Below are 17,955 nucleotides of genomic sequence, written 5' to 3' on the forward strand. Positions count from 1 at the left end.
TTTTCTTGAGACAAAGAAATCGAGATCGCCGCGATGCGCTTTACCGATATTTTCATCAAGCGACCGGTCCTGTCGGTCGTCGTCAGTCTGCTGATCCTGCTGATCGGCCTGCGCGCGGCGATGGTGCTGCCGATCCGGCAATATCCGAAGCTGTCGAACACGGTCATCAACATCACGACCGTCTATCCCGGCGCGTCCGCAGACCTGATCCAGGGCTTCATCACGACGCCGATCGAGCAGGCGGTCGCCTCGGCCGAAGGCGTCGACTACATGACCTCGTCCTCGGTGCTCGGCACCTCGACGATCCAGGTCTACATCAAGCTGAACTTCGATCCGAACCAGGCGCTCACCGAGGTGCTCGCCAAGACCAACTCGGTCAAGTACCTGATTCCAAAGGAATCCAACGACCCGATCGTCACCAAGACCACCGGCCAGACCACGGCCGTGATGTATCTCGGCTTCTCCTCCGAGGAGCTGTCGGGCTCGGCGATATCAGACTATCTGACGCGTGTGGTGCAGCCGGTGCTGTCGACGGTCGACGGCGTGGCCTCGGCCGACATTCTGGGCGGCCAGACCTTTGCGATGCGGCTGTGGCTCGATCCCATGAAGATGGCCGGCCGCAACGTGTCGCCGGCCGATGTCGCCGCCGCGATCGCCGCCAACAACTTCCAGTCCGCAGCGGGGCAGACCAAGGGCTATCTGATCGTTTCCAACATCTCGACGAACACCAGCCTGACTGACGTCAACCAGTTCAGGAAGATGATCGTCAAGGCGAAGGACGGCGGCTTTGTGCGGATGGAGGACATCGCCACAGTCGAACTCGCCGCCCAAAGCACGGATGCCAGCGTCGCCTTCAATGGCGAGCATGCGATCTTCATTGGCGTGAACGCGACGCCGCAGGGCAACCCGCTGACGCTGGTCAAGGGCGTGCGCGCGCTGTTCCCCGAACTCGAGCGCAATCTTCCGCCGTCGATGAAGATGAAGGTCGCCTACGACTCGACCAAGTTCATCCAATCTTCGATCGACGAGGTGGAGAAGACGCTGGGTGAAGCCGTGATCATCGTGATCGTGGTCATCTTCCTGTTCCTGGCCTCGCTCCGTTCGGTCATCATTCCCGTCGTCACCATTCCGCTGTCGATGATCGGCGTCTGCACCTTGATGCTGGCGTTGGGTTTCAGCTTCAACCTTCTGACCCTGCTCGCGATGGTGCTCGCGATCGGCCTCGTGGTCGACGACGCCATTGTCGTGGTGGAGAACATCCATCGCCATCTGGAGGAGGGGAAGACGCCGGTTCAGTCGGCGCTGGAAGGCGCGCGCGAAATCGTTGGGCCGGTCATCTCCATGACCATCACGCTCGCGGCGGTGTACGCGCCGATCGGCTTCCTCGGCGGCCTGTCCGGTTCGCTGTTCCGCGAATTCGCCTTCACGCTCGCGGGCTCGGTGATCGTGTCAGGTGTGATCGCGCTGACGCTGTCGCCGATGATGTGCTCTATTCTGCTCAAGAATACCGAAGAGGGCCGCTTCGCCAAGCTGGTCAACAAGGTGTTCGGCGCTTTGACGCGCTGGTATGGGCGCAGGCTCGACCGCTCGCTCGATTACAAGGCGATCACCGGTCTGTTCGCGGTGACGATCCTCGGGCTGGTCGGCTTCCTCTACATGCACACCTCGAAGGAGCTGGCGCCTGAGGAGGACCAGGGCATCGTGTTCGCGGTGACCAAGGCGCCGAAATACGCCAACATCGACTATGTCGATTTCTACGGCGAGAAGCTCGACGAGAAATTCCAGAAGTTCCCCGAAACCGATCTGCGCTTCGTGCTGAACGGCATCAACGGCCCGCAGGGCGGCATCGCCGGCATGCTGCTGAAGTCGTGGGACGAGCGCAAGCGCTCGTCGATCCAGTTGAAGCCGCTGGTGCAGGCCGAGCTTTCCAAGATCGAGGGCGTGCAGGCTTTCGCGTTCAACCTGCCGCCGTTGCCGGGTGGCCCCGGCGGTCTGCCGGTTCAGATGGTGATCAATTCCACCGCGGGCTTCCAGACGGTCTATGAGCAGATGGAGAAGCTGAAGGACGCCGCGCGCAAGAGCGGCATGTTCATCGTCTCCGACAGCGACCTCGCCTACAACCAGCCGAACGTGGAGGTCACGATCGACCGCACCAAGGCGCAGGATCTCGGCGTTAACATGCAGAACCTCGGCTCTACGCTCGCGGTGCTGCTCGGTGGCAACTACATCAACCGCTTCAATCTGGAGGGCCGGTCCTACCAGGTGATCCCACAGGTGCCGCGCAGCAGCCGGCTCTCGCCGGAATCGCTCGGCGGCTATTATGTGACGACCAACACGGGCCAGCAGCTCCCGCTGTCGACCGTGGTCTCGGTCAGGACCAAGACTGATCCGAATTCGCTGACGCATTACAATCAGCTCAATTCGGCGACGTTCTCGGCTGTGCCGATGCCCGGCGTGACGGTCGGATCGGCGGTCGACTTCCTCGAAGGCGAGGCCAAGAAGCTGCCGGCCGGCTTCAGCCACGATTATCTCGCGGACTCCAGGCAATACGTGCAGGAGGGCAACCAGCTTGCGATCACCTTCGGTTTTGCGTTGATCATCATCTTCCTGGTGCTGGCGGCGCAGTTCGAGAGCCTGCGTGACCCGTTCGTGATCATGATCTCGGTGCCGATGGCGATCGTGGGTGCGCTGATCCCGCTGTTCTTTGGCATGGCGACCATGAACATCTACACCCAGGTCGGTCTGCTGACGCTGGTCGGGCTGATCACCAAGCACGGCATCCTGATGGTGGAGTTCGCCAACGAGCTCCAGGTCAACGAGCGGCTCGACCGCCGCTCGGCCATCGAGATGTCGGCCCGTATTCGTCTGCGGCCGATCCTGATGACCACGGCCGCGATGGTGACCGGCCTGATCCCGCTCCTGACTGCGTCCGGCGCGGGCGCGGCCAGCCGCTTCTCGATCGGCCTCGTTGTGGTCGCCGGCATGTCGATCGGTACGCTGTTCACGCTATTCGTGCTGCCCGCGGTCTACGTCGTGCTGGCAACCGACCACCGCGCGGCGGCCGATTCCGAGCGGAACAAGGAGGTCAACGATCTCGACCTCAATTCCAAGGCGCTGCGACCGACCTGAGCCGCAGGTCAGCGAACCAGAAGGGCGGCAGCGGCATCCGTTGCCGCCCTTTTCATTTGCCCCGCAGCCTGCGGACGCCGTCAGGCTTAGGGGGAGCCCTTTCCGCGTTGGCGAGAGACAAGTTCCGGCCTTCTTGCTAGATTCGCCGGGATGAGCATCTCCCTCCACCCCGACACCCCGCAAGCCAGGACGGCGCCGAGCGCGGCCGCGGCTGGCGTCGTGCCCGGCGAGGCGGCGGGGCGCGGGATCAGGACCCGGCTTTTCACCAAATATGTCGCGCTCTTCGTGGCCGTCGTCGCCATTGCGCTGCTGGCCAACGGGCTGTTCGAGGTCTTCTTCTATTATCGCGAGCACAAGGCCGCGCTGATCCGGGTCCAGCATGAGCAGGCGGAGGCGGCCGCGGCCAAGATCGGCCAGTTCGTCAAGGAGATCGAGAGCCAGCTAGGCTGGACCACGCAGCTGCCCTGGTCGGCGGGCTCGATCGAGCAGCGCCGGTTCGACGCACAACGGCTGCTGCGCCAGGTGCCCGCGGTCACAGAGCTCGCCCAGGTGGATGCGACCGGCAAGGAGCGCTTGCGGGTCTCGCGGCTGGCCATGGACGCGACCGACAGCGGGATCGACCTGTCGGCCGACCCGAAGTTCACCGAGGCGGTCGCGCACAAGGTCTATTACGGCCCGGTCTATTTCCGCAGGGAGTCCGAGCCCTACATGACGCTCGCGCTGGCCGGCGCGCGCAAGGATGCCGGCGTCAGCATCGCGGAGGTCAATCTCAAGCTGATCTGGGACGTCGTGTCCCAGATCAAGGTCGGCGAACACGGGCACGCCTATGTGGTCGGCCCGGAGGGACGCCTGATCGCGCATCCCGACATCAGCCTGGTGCTGCGCAACACCGACATGTCGGGCCTCGCCCAGGTGCGCGCCGCGCAGGCTGGAGGCGGCACCCTGTCCGACGCGCTCCCCGAAGCGCGCAATATCCAGGGGCAGAAGGTGCTGACCACATCGGCCCCGATCGAGCCGCTGCATTGGACCATGCTCGTCGAGCTGCCGGTCGAGGAGGCCTATGCGGCGCTCTATGCTTCGCTGCAGCGGCTGGCGATCGTGTTGCTCGCAGCGTCGATCTTCGCGGTGCTCGCCGGGATTTTTCTCGCACGCCGCATGGTCGGACCGATCCAGGCCCTGCGCAGCGGCGCCGAGCGGATCGGCGGCGGCGATTTCTCGCAGCGCATCTCGATCAAGACCGGCGACGAGCTCGAAGGACTCGCCGACCAGTTCAACGACATGGGCGCGCGGTTGCAGGAATCCTATGCGGATTTGGAAAACAAGGTCGAGCGGCGGACGGCTGAATTGTCCGAAACGCTCGAGCAACAGACGGCGACTTCTGAGGTGCTGGAGGTCATCAGTTCCTCTCCGGGCGAACTCGCTCCCGTGTTCTACAAAATGCTCGAAAATGCGACGCGGGTCTGTGGCGCAAGTTTCGGCGTCATGAATCTCTGGGACGGTGAAAGCTTCACGATTGCGGCGGATTACAATGTGCCGGCTGCGTTCGCTGCTTCGCGAAAAGATGTGGAAATCCGACCTCGTCCGAACAGCGCGCTCGCCGAGGTCGTCAGGACACGTGAGGTCGTCCACGTTCACGATGTGCGAAACACACCTGCCTATCTTGCTGGTGGGCCTGCCGTTCGCGCGATCTCAGACGTCGCCGGCGCCCGTACGATCGTCATCGTGCCGATGCTGAAGGAGAACGAGCTGATTGGCACGATCGCGGTCTATCGCAAGGAGGTCCGTCCGTTCGCCGACAAGCAGATCGCACTGGTTGAGAATTTCACCAAACAGGCTGTGATTGCGATCGAGAACGCTCGACTGCTCAAGCAGCTTCGTGAGCGTACCACGGAGCTGTCGCAGTCGCTCGACAATCTGCGTACCGCGCAGGATCGCCTGATCCAGACCGAGAAGCTCGCCTCCCTCGGCCAGCTCACGGCGGGGATCGCCCACGAGATCAAGAACCCGCTCAATTTCGTCAACAATTTCTCCTCGGTCTCGACCGAGCTGATCGATGAACTCAACCAGGCCCTGCAATCGGCTTCGCTCGACGGCAAGACGAAGGAGGAGGTCGACGAGCTGACCGGCATGCTCAGGAGCAATCTGGAAAAGGTGGTGCAGCACGGCAAGCGCGCCGATTCCATCGTCAGGAACATGCTGCTGCATTCGCGCGCGGGTTCCGGCGAGCATCGCCCCAGCGATATCAATGCCGTCGTCGAGGAAAGCCTCAATCTCGCCTATCACGGTGCGCGCGCGGAACGGCCCGCCTTCAACGTCACGCTTGAGCGCGAGTTCGATCCCGGGGCCGGGACGGTCGATGTCTATCCGCAGGAGATCGCGCGCGTCTTGCTCAATTTGATCTCGAACGGCTTCTATGCTGCGGCCAAGCGCAAGGAGAGCGCGACGGACGGCTTCGAGCCCACCTTGAACGCGGCCACCAAAAACCTCGGCGACAAGGTCGAGATCCGGATCCGCGACAACGGCACAGGGATTCCGCCCGAGGTGAAGGCGAAATTGTTCAATCCGTTTTTCACCACCAAGCCGGCCGGCGAGGGCACCGGGCTCGGCCTGTCCATGAGCCATGACATCGTCGTGAAGCAGCACGGCGGCACGATCGACGTGAACACCGAGCCCGGTGTATTCACCGAATTCATCATCACGCTGCCGCGCCAGATGGCGGCGGACGATACTCCCGGAGGCAAGAATTGAACGTTTACATCCTGGTCGTCGATGACGAGCCCGACGTCGAGGCGCTGTTCCGGCAGCAGTTCCGGCGTGACCTGCGCGCCGGACGCTTCCAGATGGAATTCGCGCCGTCCGCGTCCGATGCGCTCAGGCTCGCCTCCGAGGTGCGCGACCCCTCGTTGATCCTGATCCTGTCCGACATCAACATGCCCGGCATGAGCGGGCTCGACATGCTGCCCAAGGTGCGCGCCGAGCATCCGGACGTTCCCGTCATCATGATCACGGCCTATGGTGACGCCGAGACGCGCCGGAAGGCGATCGAGCGTGGCGCCATCGGGCTCCTCACCAAGCCGATCGATTTTGCGCTGCTGCGGCAGGAGATCGACACGAGGCTCGAGCAAGCCGCATGACTTCGACCATCCTCTTCGTCGATGACGAGCCAGACCTCGAGGCGCTGATCCTGCAGAAGTTTCGCAGGCAGATCCGCGACGGGCTCGTCGACATCATGTTTGCACGCGACGGCGTCGAGGCGCTGGAGTCCCTCGAGCAGAACCCGCATGTCGACATGGTGGTCTCCGACATCAACATGCCGCGCATGGATGGGCTGTCGCTGCTGGCGAAGCTCCAGGAGGCCGAGGACAAGAAGTCGACTATCATCGTCTCGGCCTATGGCGACATGAGCAACATCCGCACCGCCATGAACCGCGGCGCGTTCGACTTCCTCACCAAACCGATCGACTTCGCCGACCTGGAAGCCACGATCGAGAAGACCATTCGCCATATCGAGATGCTGCGCGAGGTGCGGCGCCGTCAGATGGAGGCGGAGCGGGCCCATGCCGCGCTGTCGCGCCATTTCTCGCCCGAGCTCGCCAAGCGTCTGGTGGCGGGCGGCGAGGGTGAGGGGATCGAGGTGCAGTGGCGCGATGTCGCCACCATCTTCACCGATATCACCGGGTTCACCTCCCTGGTCGAGAGCGCGCCGCCCGAGACGCTCGGCGCGCTCCTCAACGAATATGTCGGCGGGATGACCGAAACCATCTTCGCGCATGAGGGGACGGTCGCAAAAATCATCGGCGATGCGATCCAGGTGCTCTTCAATGCGCCCGGCGATCAGCCGGACTATGCGACGCGTGCGGTCGCCTGCGCCCATGACCTCGATGCCTGGGCACAGGATTTCTGCGCGCGCCAGAGGGCCGTGGGCGTGAATTTCGGCACCACCCGCATCGGCATTCACGCCGGGCCGGCACTGGTCGGCAATTTCGGAGGCAACCGCTTCTTCGACTACACCGCCTATGGAGACACCATCAACATCGCGGCGCGACTGGAGGCCGCCAACAAGCATCTGGGAACACGCATCTGCGCCAGTGCCAGCGTCGCCAAGGCTGCCGAGCATTTTCAAGGCCGTCCCGTGGGTGATCTGATGCTGCGCGGACGCAGCGAACCGCTGCGTGCGTTCGAACCGTTGCCGCAGGATAAATTCGAAGCGCCAAGGACGGCGCAATATTCCGAGGCTTTTGCCAAGATGGAAGCCGGCGACGTCGCGGCCATGCCGGCCTTTGCCGCGCTGGTCGGGATGCACGCCGACGATTCCCTGGCCGGCTTTCACCTGAAGCGCTTGCTCAACGGTGCCAAGGGCATCCGCATGAAACTGGATTAGGAGTTCGACATGATTGGTGATTTCTCCGCCGGCAACTATCGGTTCATTCCGTCCGTGTTCCAGTATTCGGCGGGTGCCGCCGCTGACGACGGATACGAGATTGAGCGGGTTCGGTTCGATCGCCTGGTGCCGCTGGCCGAGGGATTTGCGCTCGCGGCGAAGTATATCCAGGAAGCAGGGCGTCCGCTGACGGCGTTCTGTGCCTGCGAGTTGCGCTCACCGGCGGCCTTCAGCGAGGAAGGCTTTCGCGCATTCAACCTGCATTATGTGAAGACGCTGTCCGAATGGGGCATCTTCGACGGCACCACCAATCCGGTGGCGCGCAGCAATGTCTGTCCGGAGATCGATCCGCCGTCCGAGCCGTCGTTCTATGCTTTCTCCTTCACGCGTCCGACAACCTCGAAGGCACCAAGCTTCGTGATCGCCGGTGGCGCCGAGGCGCGCGAGGGCGGCGGCACCTATGTCGAGCGCACGGTGCGCTACCGCGACCTCAGCCCGGAGGGTCTTCGCGAGAAGGTGCGGTTCACCACGACGTCGCAGATGGAGAACCGGATGACGGCCTTCGGCTTCGGCTGGAAGGACACCACCGGCGTGCAGGCCTATTCCGTGCACGATTTCCACCACGCGCTGGTCGACGAGCTGGTCCGCCACGGCGCGCTGCGCTCCGGCCTGACCTGGCATTTCGCCCGTCCGCCGGTGGTCGACCTCGAATACGAGATGGATTGCCGTCGCGTGATGCGCGAGACCGTGATTTGAGGTCCTCATCCTGAGGAGCGGCCGTCAGGCCGCGTCTCGAACGATGGCTCCAGGTGACAGTCGGGCCTTCATGGTTCGAGACGCGCGTAAGAACGCGCTCCTCACCTGAGGGACTGCTAGCGCTGGCGCGGGTCGAGCGCGTCGCGCAGGCCGTCGCCGAGCAGGTTCAGCGACAGCACCACGAGGAAGATCGCAAGGCCCGGCCAGATCGCCATCCACGGCGCCTGGGTCAGGAAGCGCTGCGCCGCGTTGAGCATGCTGCCCCAGGACGGTGCCGGCGGCTGCTGGCCGAGGCCGAGGAACGACAGCGCGGCTTCGGCGATGATGGCGGCGGCGATCGACAGCGTCGCCTGCACCAATAGCGCGGGAAGGATGTTCGGCAGGATGTGCGAGAACGCGATCCGCCACGGCGGATTGCCGAGCGCGCGCGCCGCCTCGACATAGTCTTCGGCCTTGACGCTCAGCACCTGCCCGCGCGTCAGGCGGATGAAGATCGGCGTTGCCGAGATGCCGATCGCGATCATGGCGTTGCCGAGGCTGGGACCGAGGAAGGCGGCCAGCGCGATCGCCAGGATCAGGAACGGGCAGGCCAACATCGCATCGGTGATCCGGCTGATCAGCGCGTCAACAAATCCGCCGCGATAGCCGGCGAGGAGACCAAGAGGGACACCGATCCCGAGCGCGATCGCGACCGAGATCAGACCCGCCATCAGGGAGGCCCGCGCGCCGTAGATGACGCGGCTGAGGATGTCGCGGCCGAGATCGTCGGTGCCGAACCAGTGGGCGGCGGTGGGCGGCTTGCGCACCAGGCTCCAGCTCGTTGCAATGGGATCATAGGGCACGACCAGCGGCGCAAGGGCCGCAAGCAGGATGAAGGCTGTGATCACGACAAGCCCGAAGACCGCGGCCTTGCGCTTGAACAGGCGCCGCCGCGCACGGCGGGCCGGGCTGTCCAGCTCGTAGGCCTGGGTGGCGGGACTGGCTGGCAGTGCGGCGTCGGTCATCGTCTAACCTCGCAGCCGCGGATTGACGAGGACATAGGCGACGTCGGCGACGAGATTGAGCGTGATGTAGACTGTGGCCGTCACCAGCACCACGCCCTGCACCACCGCATAGTCACGGTTGAAGACGGCGTCCACGATCAGCTTGCCGAAGCCGGGAATGGAAAAGATCTGCTCGGTCAGCACCGCGCCCGACAACAGCGTGCCGAGCTCGAGCGCGCCGAGGGTGATGATCGGCGTCAGCGCGTTGCGCATCGCGTGCTTGAGGATCACCGAGCGCTCGGAGAGACCTTTCGCGCGCGCGGTGCGGACATAGTCGCTCTCCAGAACCTGGAGCATGGCGCTGCGTGTGTGCCGCATCAGGACCGCTGAAATTGCGTTGCCGAGCACGAAGGCCGGCATGATGGTGGCGGCCAGGCTCGCGCGCCAGTCCTCCGTGAGCGGCACATAGCCTGAGGCCGGCAGCCAGCCCAGGTGAATCGAGAACAGGAAGATCATGAGGATTCCGAGCCAGAAATTCGGCGTCGAGATGCCCCATAGCGCGAACAGATTGGCGCCATAGTCCCAAACCGTGCCCTTCTTCACCGCGGAGATGATGCCGGCGGGAATGCCGATGAGGAACGCGATCAGGATCGCCATTGAGCCGAGCTGGAGCGTCACCGGCAGTTTCTGGGCGATCAACTCGCGCACCGGCATCTTGTTGCGCAGCGACTCGCCGAAATTACCGGTGAGGACTCCCTTGAGCCAGTAGACATATTGCACGGGGATCGACTGATCGAGCTTGTACTGCTGCCGGATCTGCTCGATCGCTGCGGGATCGCGCTCCTCGCCGGCCATCACCAGCGCGGGATCGCCCGGCAGCAATTGCTGGAGCGAGAAGATCAGCACCGACACGAAGAACAGTGTCGGCACGATCTGCGCGATGCGGCGGGCGAGGAAGTTCAGCATGGCTCCACGCGTTTCCCGAGTGATGCCGCGATCACTTGAACTTCAGCCCGACCACGCGCACGAGGCCATCAGGCATCTGCCGGTAGCCCTCGAGCTTCTTCGTATGCGCGATCAGGAGCGTACGATGATAGATGTAGATGATCGGCAGGTCGTCGAGCAGGATCTTGGTCAGCTTCCCGTAGATCGCCTTGCGCTCCTCGACATTGGACGTCGCCCGTCCGTCTTCCATCAGCTTGTCGGCTTCGGGGTTCGAATACACGCCGTCGTTCTGCGGCGCCTTGCTGCGCATGAAGATGTAGGAATTGCCGTCCGGGTCGATGCGTCCGCTCCAGTTGATCTGGAACACCTGGAACTCGCCGGCCTGCGCCTGCTTGAAGGTGGTCGCGAATTCAACGACGCGGACCTTGATGTCGAAGCCTGCTTCGGCGGCCATGGACTGCACGACCTGGGCGACGGCCTCGTACTCGGTGCCCTTTGGTACCATGTAGTCGACGGTGACGGGCAGGCTGACACCGGCTTCCTTCAACAGCGCCTTGGCCTTGGCGATGTCGCGACCCGGAATGGGGAAAGCCTTCTGATAGTATGGATGCGTCGGGCTGACCCATTGATTGCCCGGCGTGAACTCGCCGTTGAATACGACCTGGTTGATGGCCTCGCGATCGATCGACAGGCTGAGTGCCTGGCGTACCTTCGCGGATTGGCTGAGTGGCCCCTTGGTCTTGTCGTTGCCGATATTGATCGTCAGGCCCTGATAACCGAGCTCGGGCGCCGTCGACAGCACCAGCTTGGGATCGGCGCGCACATCCTTGATGTCGGTGGCCAGCACGCGCTCGATCAAATCGAGCCCGCCGGACTTGAGGTTGGCAAGGCGCACCGTCGCGTCGACAATCGGCAGGAACACGACGCGGTCGATATGGATGTTGTCCTTGTTCCAGTAGTCGGCAAACTTCTCGAACACCATGCGGTCCTGTTGGACGCGCTCGACGAATTTGTAGGGGCCGGCGCAGACCGGATGCAGGCCGAACTTGTCGCCCGCCTCCTTCGCGGCCTTCGGCGAGACCATCATGCCGGAGCGGTCGGTGAGCTGGGCGATCAGCGGCGAGTAAGGGGTCTTGAGCACCAGCTTGATGGTCAGGGGATCGACCACCTCGACATGGTCGACGCTGGCAAGCTCCGACTTCCGGAACGAGGTCGGCAGCGTCATGTGACGCTCGATCGAGAACTTTGCGGCTTCGGCGTCCAGCGGTTCGCCGTCATGGAATTTGACGTTCGGCCGGAGCTTGATCGTCATCTCCTTGCCGTCGGCCGAAGTCTCGTAGGACAGCGCGAGCTGCGGCACGATGTTGAGCTTCTCGTCGATGTCGAACAGCTTGTCGCAGAAGGCGGAGAAGACGATGCGGCCGACATAGGTGCGGCCGATGCTGGGATCGAGGATATCGGGGTCTTCGGCGATGCCGATGCGAAGCGTGGTCTGAGCCTGGGCTGCGCCCGCGAGCGACGTCAGCACAGCCGACGCCAGGATTGTCAAACGCATGAAACTCATCGCTCTCAACCTCTGTTTTGCGGCTATGCCGGGTCCGTTCCCAATGAACTAACCCCGCTGCCGCGGACTGCTTCCGGGCCCCCGCTGAAGGCGGCGACCAATTTTTCAAGGACCGGCGAGAAGCCGCCGTCGGACGGGACGATCGCCGCGGAGGACGGCAGTTCCGACGTTCGGTGACAGGCCGTTGCATGTCCGATGCCATCCGGCACGAGCTGCGGCATTTCACTGCGGCAGCGGTCGATCACGTAGGGGCAGCGGGTGTGGAAGCGGCAACCCGGCGGCGGGCTGAGTGCGCTGGGGATCTCTCCCTGCAGCACAATTCGGCTGCGCTTTGCCCGCGGTTTAGGCATGGGGATCGCGGACAGCAGCGCACGGCTGTAGGGATGGCGGGGTGCCGCGAACAGGGCGTCCGCCTCGGCAGTCTCGACGATCTGGCCGAGATTCATCACGGCGACATGGTCGGCGATGTGCTTGACCACGGCGAGGTCATGCGAGACGAAGATATAGGCCAGCCCAAGCCGGTCCTGAAGCTCGCGCAGCAGGTTCAGGATCTGCGAGCGGATCGAGACGTCCAGCGCCGAGACCGGCTCATCGCAGATGATCAGTTTTGGTTCGACCGCGAGCGCGCGGGCAATGGCGATGCGCTGGCGTTGGCCGCCGGAGAATTCGTGCGGATAACGCCGCTCGAGCCGTGGCTCGAGGCCGACCAGCCGCAAGATTTCCGCGACGCGCTCGCGCCGTTGCGCCGGCGGTACCAGATCGTGCAGCGCCAGCGGCTCGGTGAGAATCTGGCCGACCGTCATGCGCGGATTGAGCGAGGCGTAGGGGTCCTGGAAAATGATCTGTGCTTCGCGGCGGAAGGCGCGGAGCGCCGCGGCGTCCAGCGAGAGCAGGTCACGGCCGGCGAAACGCACCGTGCCTGCATCCGGCTCGATCAGCCGCAGCACCAGGCGACTGACGGTGGATTTGCCGCAACCGGATTCGCCGACCAGGGCCAGCGTCTTGCCGGCGTCGAGAGAGAAGCTGACGCCATCGACCGCTTTGACATGCCCCAGTGCCCGGCCGAACAGCGAGCGCCCGGCGACAAAATGCTTGACCAGGCCTTCGACCTCGAGAAGCGCCATCACGACACCAGAAGTTCGAGCGGTGCGCGGATGCAGCGCGAGAGGTGGCCGGGGCTGACCTCGACCAGCGGTGGCGGCACCTCCGTGCAGGCGTCCAGCACGAAGGGGCAGCGCGCGGCGAAACGGCAGCCGGCGGGTGGCTGCGCCATGTTCGGCACCATGCCTTCGATCGTGGCCAGCTGCTCGGCGCGGTGGTCGAGCCGCGGGATCGAGCCCAGCAGGCCGACGGTGTAGGGATGCTGCGGCATCGCGAACAGCTCGTCGACCGGCGCGCGCTCGACGATCTCGCCGGCATACATCACCGCGACCTCGTCGCAGACTTCGGCGACAACACCGAGATCGTGGGTGATCAGGATGATGGCGGCGCCGCTCGCCGCCTTCAGTTCGCGCATCAGCTCCAAGATCTGCGCCTGCAGGGTGACGTCGAGCGCGGTGGTCGGCTCGTCCGCGATCAGCAGCCGCGGGTCGCAGGCCAGCGCCATCGCGATCATCACGCGCTGGCGCATGCCGCCGGAGAGCTTGTGCGGATATTCGTCGATCCGCCGCTCCGGCGAGGGGATGTGGACGCGGCGCAAGAGCTCGATGGCCCGCTCGCGCGCGCTGCGCCGTGAGCCGCCGCGGTGGCGCAGAATGGTCTCGATGATCTGGTCGCCGATGGTGAAGCTCGGGTTGAGCGACGTCATCGGCTCCTGAAAAATCATCGCGAGCCGGTTGCCGCGGAGATCGCGCAGCGTCTGGTCAGGAGTCTTCAGCAGGTCGAAGCCGTCGAAGCGGATTGCGCCCGAGATCTCCGCGCTTTGCTTCGGCAGCAAACCCATGATCGCCAGCGACGTCACGCTCTTGCCGCAACCGGATTCGCCGACGAGGCCGAGCGTCGCGCCATTGGCGACGCTGAGATCGACGCTGTCGACGGCGTGGGTCACGCGGCCGTCGTCGCCGTGGAAGCGGATGCGCAGATCCTTGATCTCGATGAGAGGACTTGCGCTCATGATTGCCTTGCTCGGCTCGCAGCAATGCTGGCGTCGATGACGCTGCGATCGGTGTTGCCTGCCGGGTTCTGCCGCGTCGGCATGGAAGAGCGGAAATGCACCCAGAGTTCCTGACTGACGCGCTCCAGCCGTTCGAGTTCGCCCAGCGGATCGGGATGATCGTCGGCGCGAATGTCCAGCGCCGGCCATTCCTCCTCGCCGTGGATCAGGAGCGCAGCGGATTGCTTGCCGCGCTTGTCGCCGCCGGCGGCCTCGCCCGCGCGCATGGCGGCGAGCAGGCGGCGCGGGAAGGGCAGGCTGTCATTGGCGATATAGGTCTTCGCGGTCTCGTCGAGCACGTCGGCGCCGGCCAGCATGTTGCCGGCAATGGAGAAGCCGCTGCCGGCGATGTGTCCGCACCAGTCGACGCAGTCGCGCCCGGTATGCGCGGCGATCGCGCCGCTGGCGTCCATGATGTGGATCTGGCGGCTCTCGCGGCCGTCGTCGGTCGCGAGCTGGGTGGCGAGAACGTCATGCGCGTTCAGGCCCTCGCGCAGCAGCTTGACGCCGTCGATGCCATAATAGGGATTGACGAAGGCCTGGGTCGCGATGGCGCCGAGACCGGCCGCGATGTAGGGCACGCGCGCGCCGACAGCGAAGAAGCGGGTCGCTACCGCGATGCCAAACTGGCCGGTGGCAGGGTCTCGCGCGATGATCGACCAGGTCATGTGCTGCCTTCAGCGCCCTGCGGCGTAGCCCTGCATGCCGCGCGGGTTGGCGGCGGCGCGGCGGCGCACCCCGACGCGCGAGGCCGCGGTGAGGCGACCTTCCGACCAGTCGGGGCCGACCTCGACAATGTGTCCGCGCTCGCGAAGGTTCTCGATCGTCGCCTTCGGCACGCGGTTCTCGACCACGAGCACGCCGGGGCGCGCGGTGCGCGGCCAGAACGAGATCGGGAAATGCTCGGAGTGCCAGGCCGGCGCATCGATCGCTTCCTGGAGATTGAGGTTGCAATGGACGTGCCGTAGGAAGAACTGCGTGATCCACTGATCCTGCTGGTCGCCGCCGGGCGAGCCCCAGGCCAGATACGGCTCGCCGTCGCGTAGCGCCATGGTCGGCGACAGCGTCGTGCGCGGCCGCTTGCCCGGCGCAAGCGCTGCGGGATGGTCTTCCTCCAGCCAGAACATCTGCGCGCGGCTGCCGAGGCAGAAGCCGAGCTCCGGAATAATCGGTGAGGATTGCAGCCAGCCGCCCGATGGCGTCGAGGACACCATGTTGCCGGCCTTGTCGATGATGTCGAAATGCACGGTGTCGCCGCGCACTTCGCCGAAACGCCCGACTGTCGGCTCGCCCGCGCCAAGCGCGCCGACCGCCTCGCGCTGCCCCTCGGCGCGGCGCAGCTTGACCACGCCGCCAAAACCTTCGACCGAACCGGGGAGGAAGTCGAGCGATGCCTTCTCTGAGATCAGTTTGCGGCGTTCGTCGTTATAGGCATCCGACAGCAGCGTCGCGATCGGGATCTCGCTGAACTTGGGATCGCCGTAGAATTTTTCGCGGTCGGCGAAGGCCAGCTTGGCGCATTCGATCTGGAGGTGGATGAATTCCGGCCCGGTCGGATCGAGCCCGTCGAGCGCAAAGCCCTTGAGCAGCGCGAGCTGCTGGAGCGTCACCGGACCCTGGCTCCAGACGCCGGCTTTGCAGACCGTGTAGCGCCCGTAGTCGTAGGTGAGCGGTGCCTCGATCGTCGGCTGCCAACGCGCCATGTCGTCGGCCGAGAGCACGCCGCGATGCGGCGAGCCGCTGACATCCATCACCTCCTGGGTGCGGCAGAACTTGTCGATGGCTTCCGCAACGAAACCTTGCGACCAGGCCTTTCGCGCGCGCTCGATCTCGGCGTCGCGGTCACCGCCGCCGCTCTCGGCTTCGCTGAGAATGCGGGCGTAGGTCGCAGCCAGCGTCTTGTTGGTGAAGAGCGTGCCGGGCCTCGGCACTTCGCCATTGGGCAGATAGACCGCGGCCGAGGTCGGCCAATGCTTGCGGAACAGTTGCTCGACGGTCTGGATCGTGGCGCAGGCGCGCTCGACCAGCGGATAGCCGTCGCGCGCGTAGGAGATGGCTGGCTCCAGCACGTCGCGCACGCGCATCGTGCCGTAGTCGCGCAGCAGCATCATCCAGGATTCGAACGTGCCGGGGACGCAGGCCGCGAGCAGGCCGGTGCCGGGCACCATGTCGAGGCCTTCGCTCTTGTAGTGGGCGATGGTGGCGCGCGCCGGCGCCGGGCCCTGGCCGCAGATCACCTCGGTGCGTGCGCGTTTGACGTCATGCACGATGATGGGCACGTCTCCGCCCGGGCCGTTCAAATGCGGCTCGACGACCTGGAGCGTGAACGCTGTGGCGACGCCGGCGTCGAAGGCATTGCCGCCCTTTTCCAGGATGGCCATGCCGACCGCGGTCGCGATCCAGTGTGTGGTGGCGACGACCCCGAATGTGCCCTCGATCTCGGGGCGCGTCGTGAAGGGATCGGGATTGACGTTGCTGGCCATGGGATTTCGCTACCTTATTTGTCGCGCGCGCAATTGATCACAGGCGATGCCGTGCCGCCAATGCGTGGACCGCATGGCACGCGCGCGTCACGCCGGGACCGGCGCGGTGTTCACCGCATGGCAGGCGACGCCGGCGATCAGTTCCGGGGCTTCCTTGCGGCAGAGATCGAACGCCAGCGGGCAGCGCGGATTGAAGGCGCAGCCGGGCGGCGGATTGATCGGATTCGGGATCTCGCCCTTCACCGGAATACGCTGGCGGCCCGACATTGCGAGATCGGGCACGGCGCCCAGCAGCATCTTGGTGTAGGGCATGCGCGGTCTGGCGAACAGCTCGCGTCCCTCCGCGATCTCGACGATGCGGCCGAGATACATCACGCCGACGCGGCTCGCCATGTGGCGGACCACGGCGAGGTTGTGGCTGATGAACATGTAGGTCAGGCCGAACTTGTCCTGGAGGTCGCGCATCAGGTTCAGGATCTGCGCCTGCACGGAGACATCGAGCGCCGAGGTCGGCTCGTCGCAGACGATGAACTCCGCATCGGAGGCGAGCGCTCGCGCGATCGCGATGCGCTGGCGCTGGCCGCCGGAGAATTCGTGTGGAAATTTCAACCGGTCGTCGGGATGCAGCCCGACAAGGCTGAGCAATTCGCCGACGCGCGCCTGGATATCGCGCTCGCCCTGGATCAGGTCGAAAGCGCGGATCGGCTCGGAGATGATGGCATCGACCCGGAAGCGCGGGTTCAGGCTCGCATAGGGGTCCTGGAAGATCATCTGGATGCGGCGGCGCAGTTTTCGCCGCGCCTGCGCCTGCCGTGGATCGGTCATCGAGATGCCGTCGATCAGCACGTTGCCGGAACTCGGCGGCAGCAGGCCGACCACCATTCGCGCCACCGTGGTCTTGCCCGAGCCGGACTCGCCGACCAGAGCAAAGGTCTCGCCCTTCCTGATGTCGAAGCTAACGTGATCGACAGCCTTGAGATATTCGAGATGCCCGCCTTCGAGCACGCGGTTGAGCCAGGGTTTTGAGACGTCGAAGACGCGGCGCAGATTTGTGGCCTGGACGAAAGGCGTGCTCATGCCGCGCTCTCCGCAGGCACGGTGTCGTAGAGATGGCAGGCAACGGATTGTGTGCCGCGCGATAGTGGCTCCGGCCGTTCAACCCGGCAGCGATCGAAGGCGAAGGCGCAGCGCGGATTGAACGAGCAGCCACGCGGGATCGCCGATAGGCGCGGCATGGAGCCGGGGATCTGCACCAGGCGCTTGTCGTCCCCGGCAAGCGTCGGAATCGCGCCCATCAGGCCCTTGGCGTAAGGGTGCAGCGGATTCCTGACGACGTCCTGTACCGGGCCGATCTCGGCGACGCGGCCGGCATACATCACCGCGACGCGGTCGGAGGTCTCCGCGATCACGCCCATGTCGTGGGTCACCAGCATCACGGCGGTGCCGTGATCGCGCCCGAGCCGCTTGATCAGGGAGATGATCTGCGCCTGCACGGAGACATCGAGCGCGGTGGTCGGCTCGTCCGCGATGATCAGTTCGGGCTCGGCGCAGATCGCCAGCGC

At 64.8% G+C, this 17,955-nt stretch carries 14 protein-coding genes; 5 read left to right on the top strand and 9 right to left on the bottom strand.

Going from position 1 to position 17,955, the window contains the following annotated elements; genetic code table 11:
• The first annotated feature begins 33 nt into the window (after nt 1-33).
• From AC0L3X_RS40265 to cnbZ, 5 genes are all read left to right on the top strand, one after another.
• Nucleotides 34-3,129: a MexW/MexI family multidrug efflux RND transporter permease subunit gene (locus AC0L3X_RS40265; protein WP_354131740.1), complete on the top strand. Its 3,096-nt coding sequence runs from the start codon at nt 34-36 to the stop codon at nt 3,127-3,129.
• 150 nt (nt 3,130-3,279) lie between these two features.
• Complete coding sequence (locus tag AC0L3X_RS40270) at nt 3,280-5,877, top strand: sensor histidine kinase (protein ID WP_063984758.1); 2,598 nt, start codon at nt 3,280-3,282, stop codon at nt 5,875-5,877.
• Entirely contained in the window at nt 5,874-6,263 is a 390-nt protein-coding gene (locus tag AC0L3X_RS40275; RefSeq protein ID WP_014496960.1) for a response regulator, read from the top strand. The genes AC0L3X_RS40270 and AC0L3X_RS40275 overlap by 4 nt, the downstream gene beginning before the upstream one ends.
• Complete coding sequence (locus AC0L3X_RS40280; RefSeq protein ID WP_063984757.1) at nt 6,260-7,510, top strand: adenylate/guanylate cyclase domain-containing protein; 1,251 nt, start codon at nt 6,260-6,262, stop codon at nt 7,508-7,510. Before AC0L3X_RS40275 ends, AC0L3X_RS40280 begins: the two co-directional genes overlap by 4 nt.
• Before the next feature lie 9 nt (nt 7,511-7,519).
• Nucleotides 7,520-8,266 carry a 2-amino-5-chloromuconate deaminase CnbZ gene (gene cnbZ, locus AC0L3X_RS40285; protein ID WP_063984756.1) on the top strand — a complete coding sequence of 249 codons (747 nt, stop codon included), beginning with the start codon at nt 7,520-7,522 and terminating at the stop codon, nt 8,264-8,266.
• A 116-nt stretch (nt 8,267-8,382) separates the two neighbouring features.
• Here the strand turns inward: cnbZ and AC0L3X_RS40290 are convergent, their stop codons facing one another.
• The 9 genes from AC0L3X_RS40290 to AC0L3X_RS40330 form a co-directional block, all read right to left on the bottom strand.
• Nucleotides 8,383-9,270, bottom strand: a complete 888-nt coding sequence (locus tag AC0L3X_RS40290) for an ABC transporter permease (RefSeq protein WP_039151440.1) — start codon at nt 9,268-9,270, stop codon at nt 8,383-8,385.
• A gap of 3 nt (nt 9,271-9,273) precedes the next feature.
• Nucleotides 9,274-10,215: an ABC transporter permease gene (locus tag AC0L3X_RS40295; RefSeq protein ID WP_231144406.1), complete on the bottom strand. Its 942-nt coding sequence runs from the start codon at nt 10,213-10,215 to the stop codon at nt 9,274-9,276.
• A 31-nt stretch (nt 10,216-10,246) separates the two neighbouring features.
• Complete coding sequence (locus AC0L3X_RS40300; protein ID WP_063984754.1) at nt 10,247-11,758, bottom strand: ABC transporter substrate-binding protein; 1,512 nt, start codon at nt 11,756-11,758, stop codon at nt 10,247-10,249.
• A gap of 23 nt (nt 11,759-11,781) precedes the next feature.
• On the bottom strand, nt 11,782-12,882 hold the full coding sequence (locus AC0L3X_RS40305; protein ID WP_063984753.1) for an ABC transporter ATP-binding protein: 1,101 nt from the start codon (nt 12,880-12,882) through the stop codon (nt 11,782-11,784).
• Nucleotides 12,882-13,871, bottom strand: a complete 990-nt coding sequence (locus AC0L3X_RS40310; protein ID WP_063984752.1) for an ABC transporter ATP-binding protein — start codon at nt 13,869-13,871, stop codon at nt 12,882-12,884. Before AC0L3X_RS40310 ends, AC0L3X_RS40305 begins: the two co-directional genes overlap by 1 nt.
• The gene (locus AC0L3X_RS40315; protein WP_063984751.1) at nt 13,868-14,578 is read right to left on the bottom strand and encodes a DUF1028 domain-containing protein; all 711 of its coding nucleotides are present in this window, start codon (nt 14,576-14,578) and stop codon (nt 13,868-13,870) included. The genes AC0L3X_RS40310 and AC0L3X_RS40315 overlap by 4 nt, the downstream gene beginning before the upstream one ends.
• 9 nt (nt 14,579-14,587) lie before the next feature.
• Nucleotides 14,588-16,393: a gamma-glutamyltransferase family protein gene (locus AC0L3X_RS40320; protein WP_063984750.1), complete on the bottom strand. Its 1,806-nt coding sequence runs from the start codon at nt 16,391-16,393 to the stop codon at nt 14,588-14,590.
• An 87-nt stretch (nt 16,394-16,480) separates the two neighbouring features.
• Complete coding sequence (locus tag AC0L3X_RS40325) at nt 16,481-17,470, bottom strand: ABC transporter ATP-binding protein (RefSeq protein WP_085404388.1); 990 nt, start codon at nt 17,468-17,470, stop codon at nt 16,481-16,483.
• On the bottom strand, nt 17,467-17,955 hold a 489-nt coding region (locus AC0L3X_RS40330; protein ID WP_473317367.1), incomplete at its 5' end, for an oligopeptide/dipeptide ABC transporter ATP-binding protein. The genes AC0L3X_RS40330 and AC0L3X_RS40325, both read right to left, overlap by 4 nt.

The organism is Bradyrhizobium sp. MI1.7 (assembly GCF_055811795.1).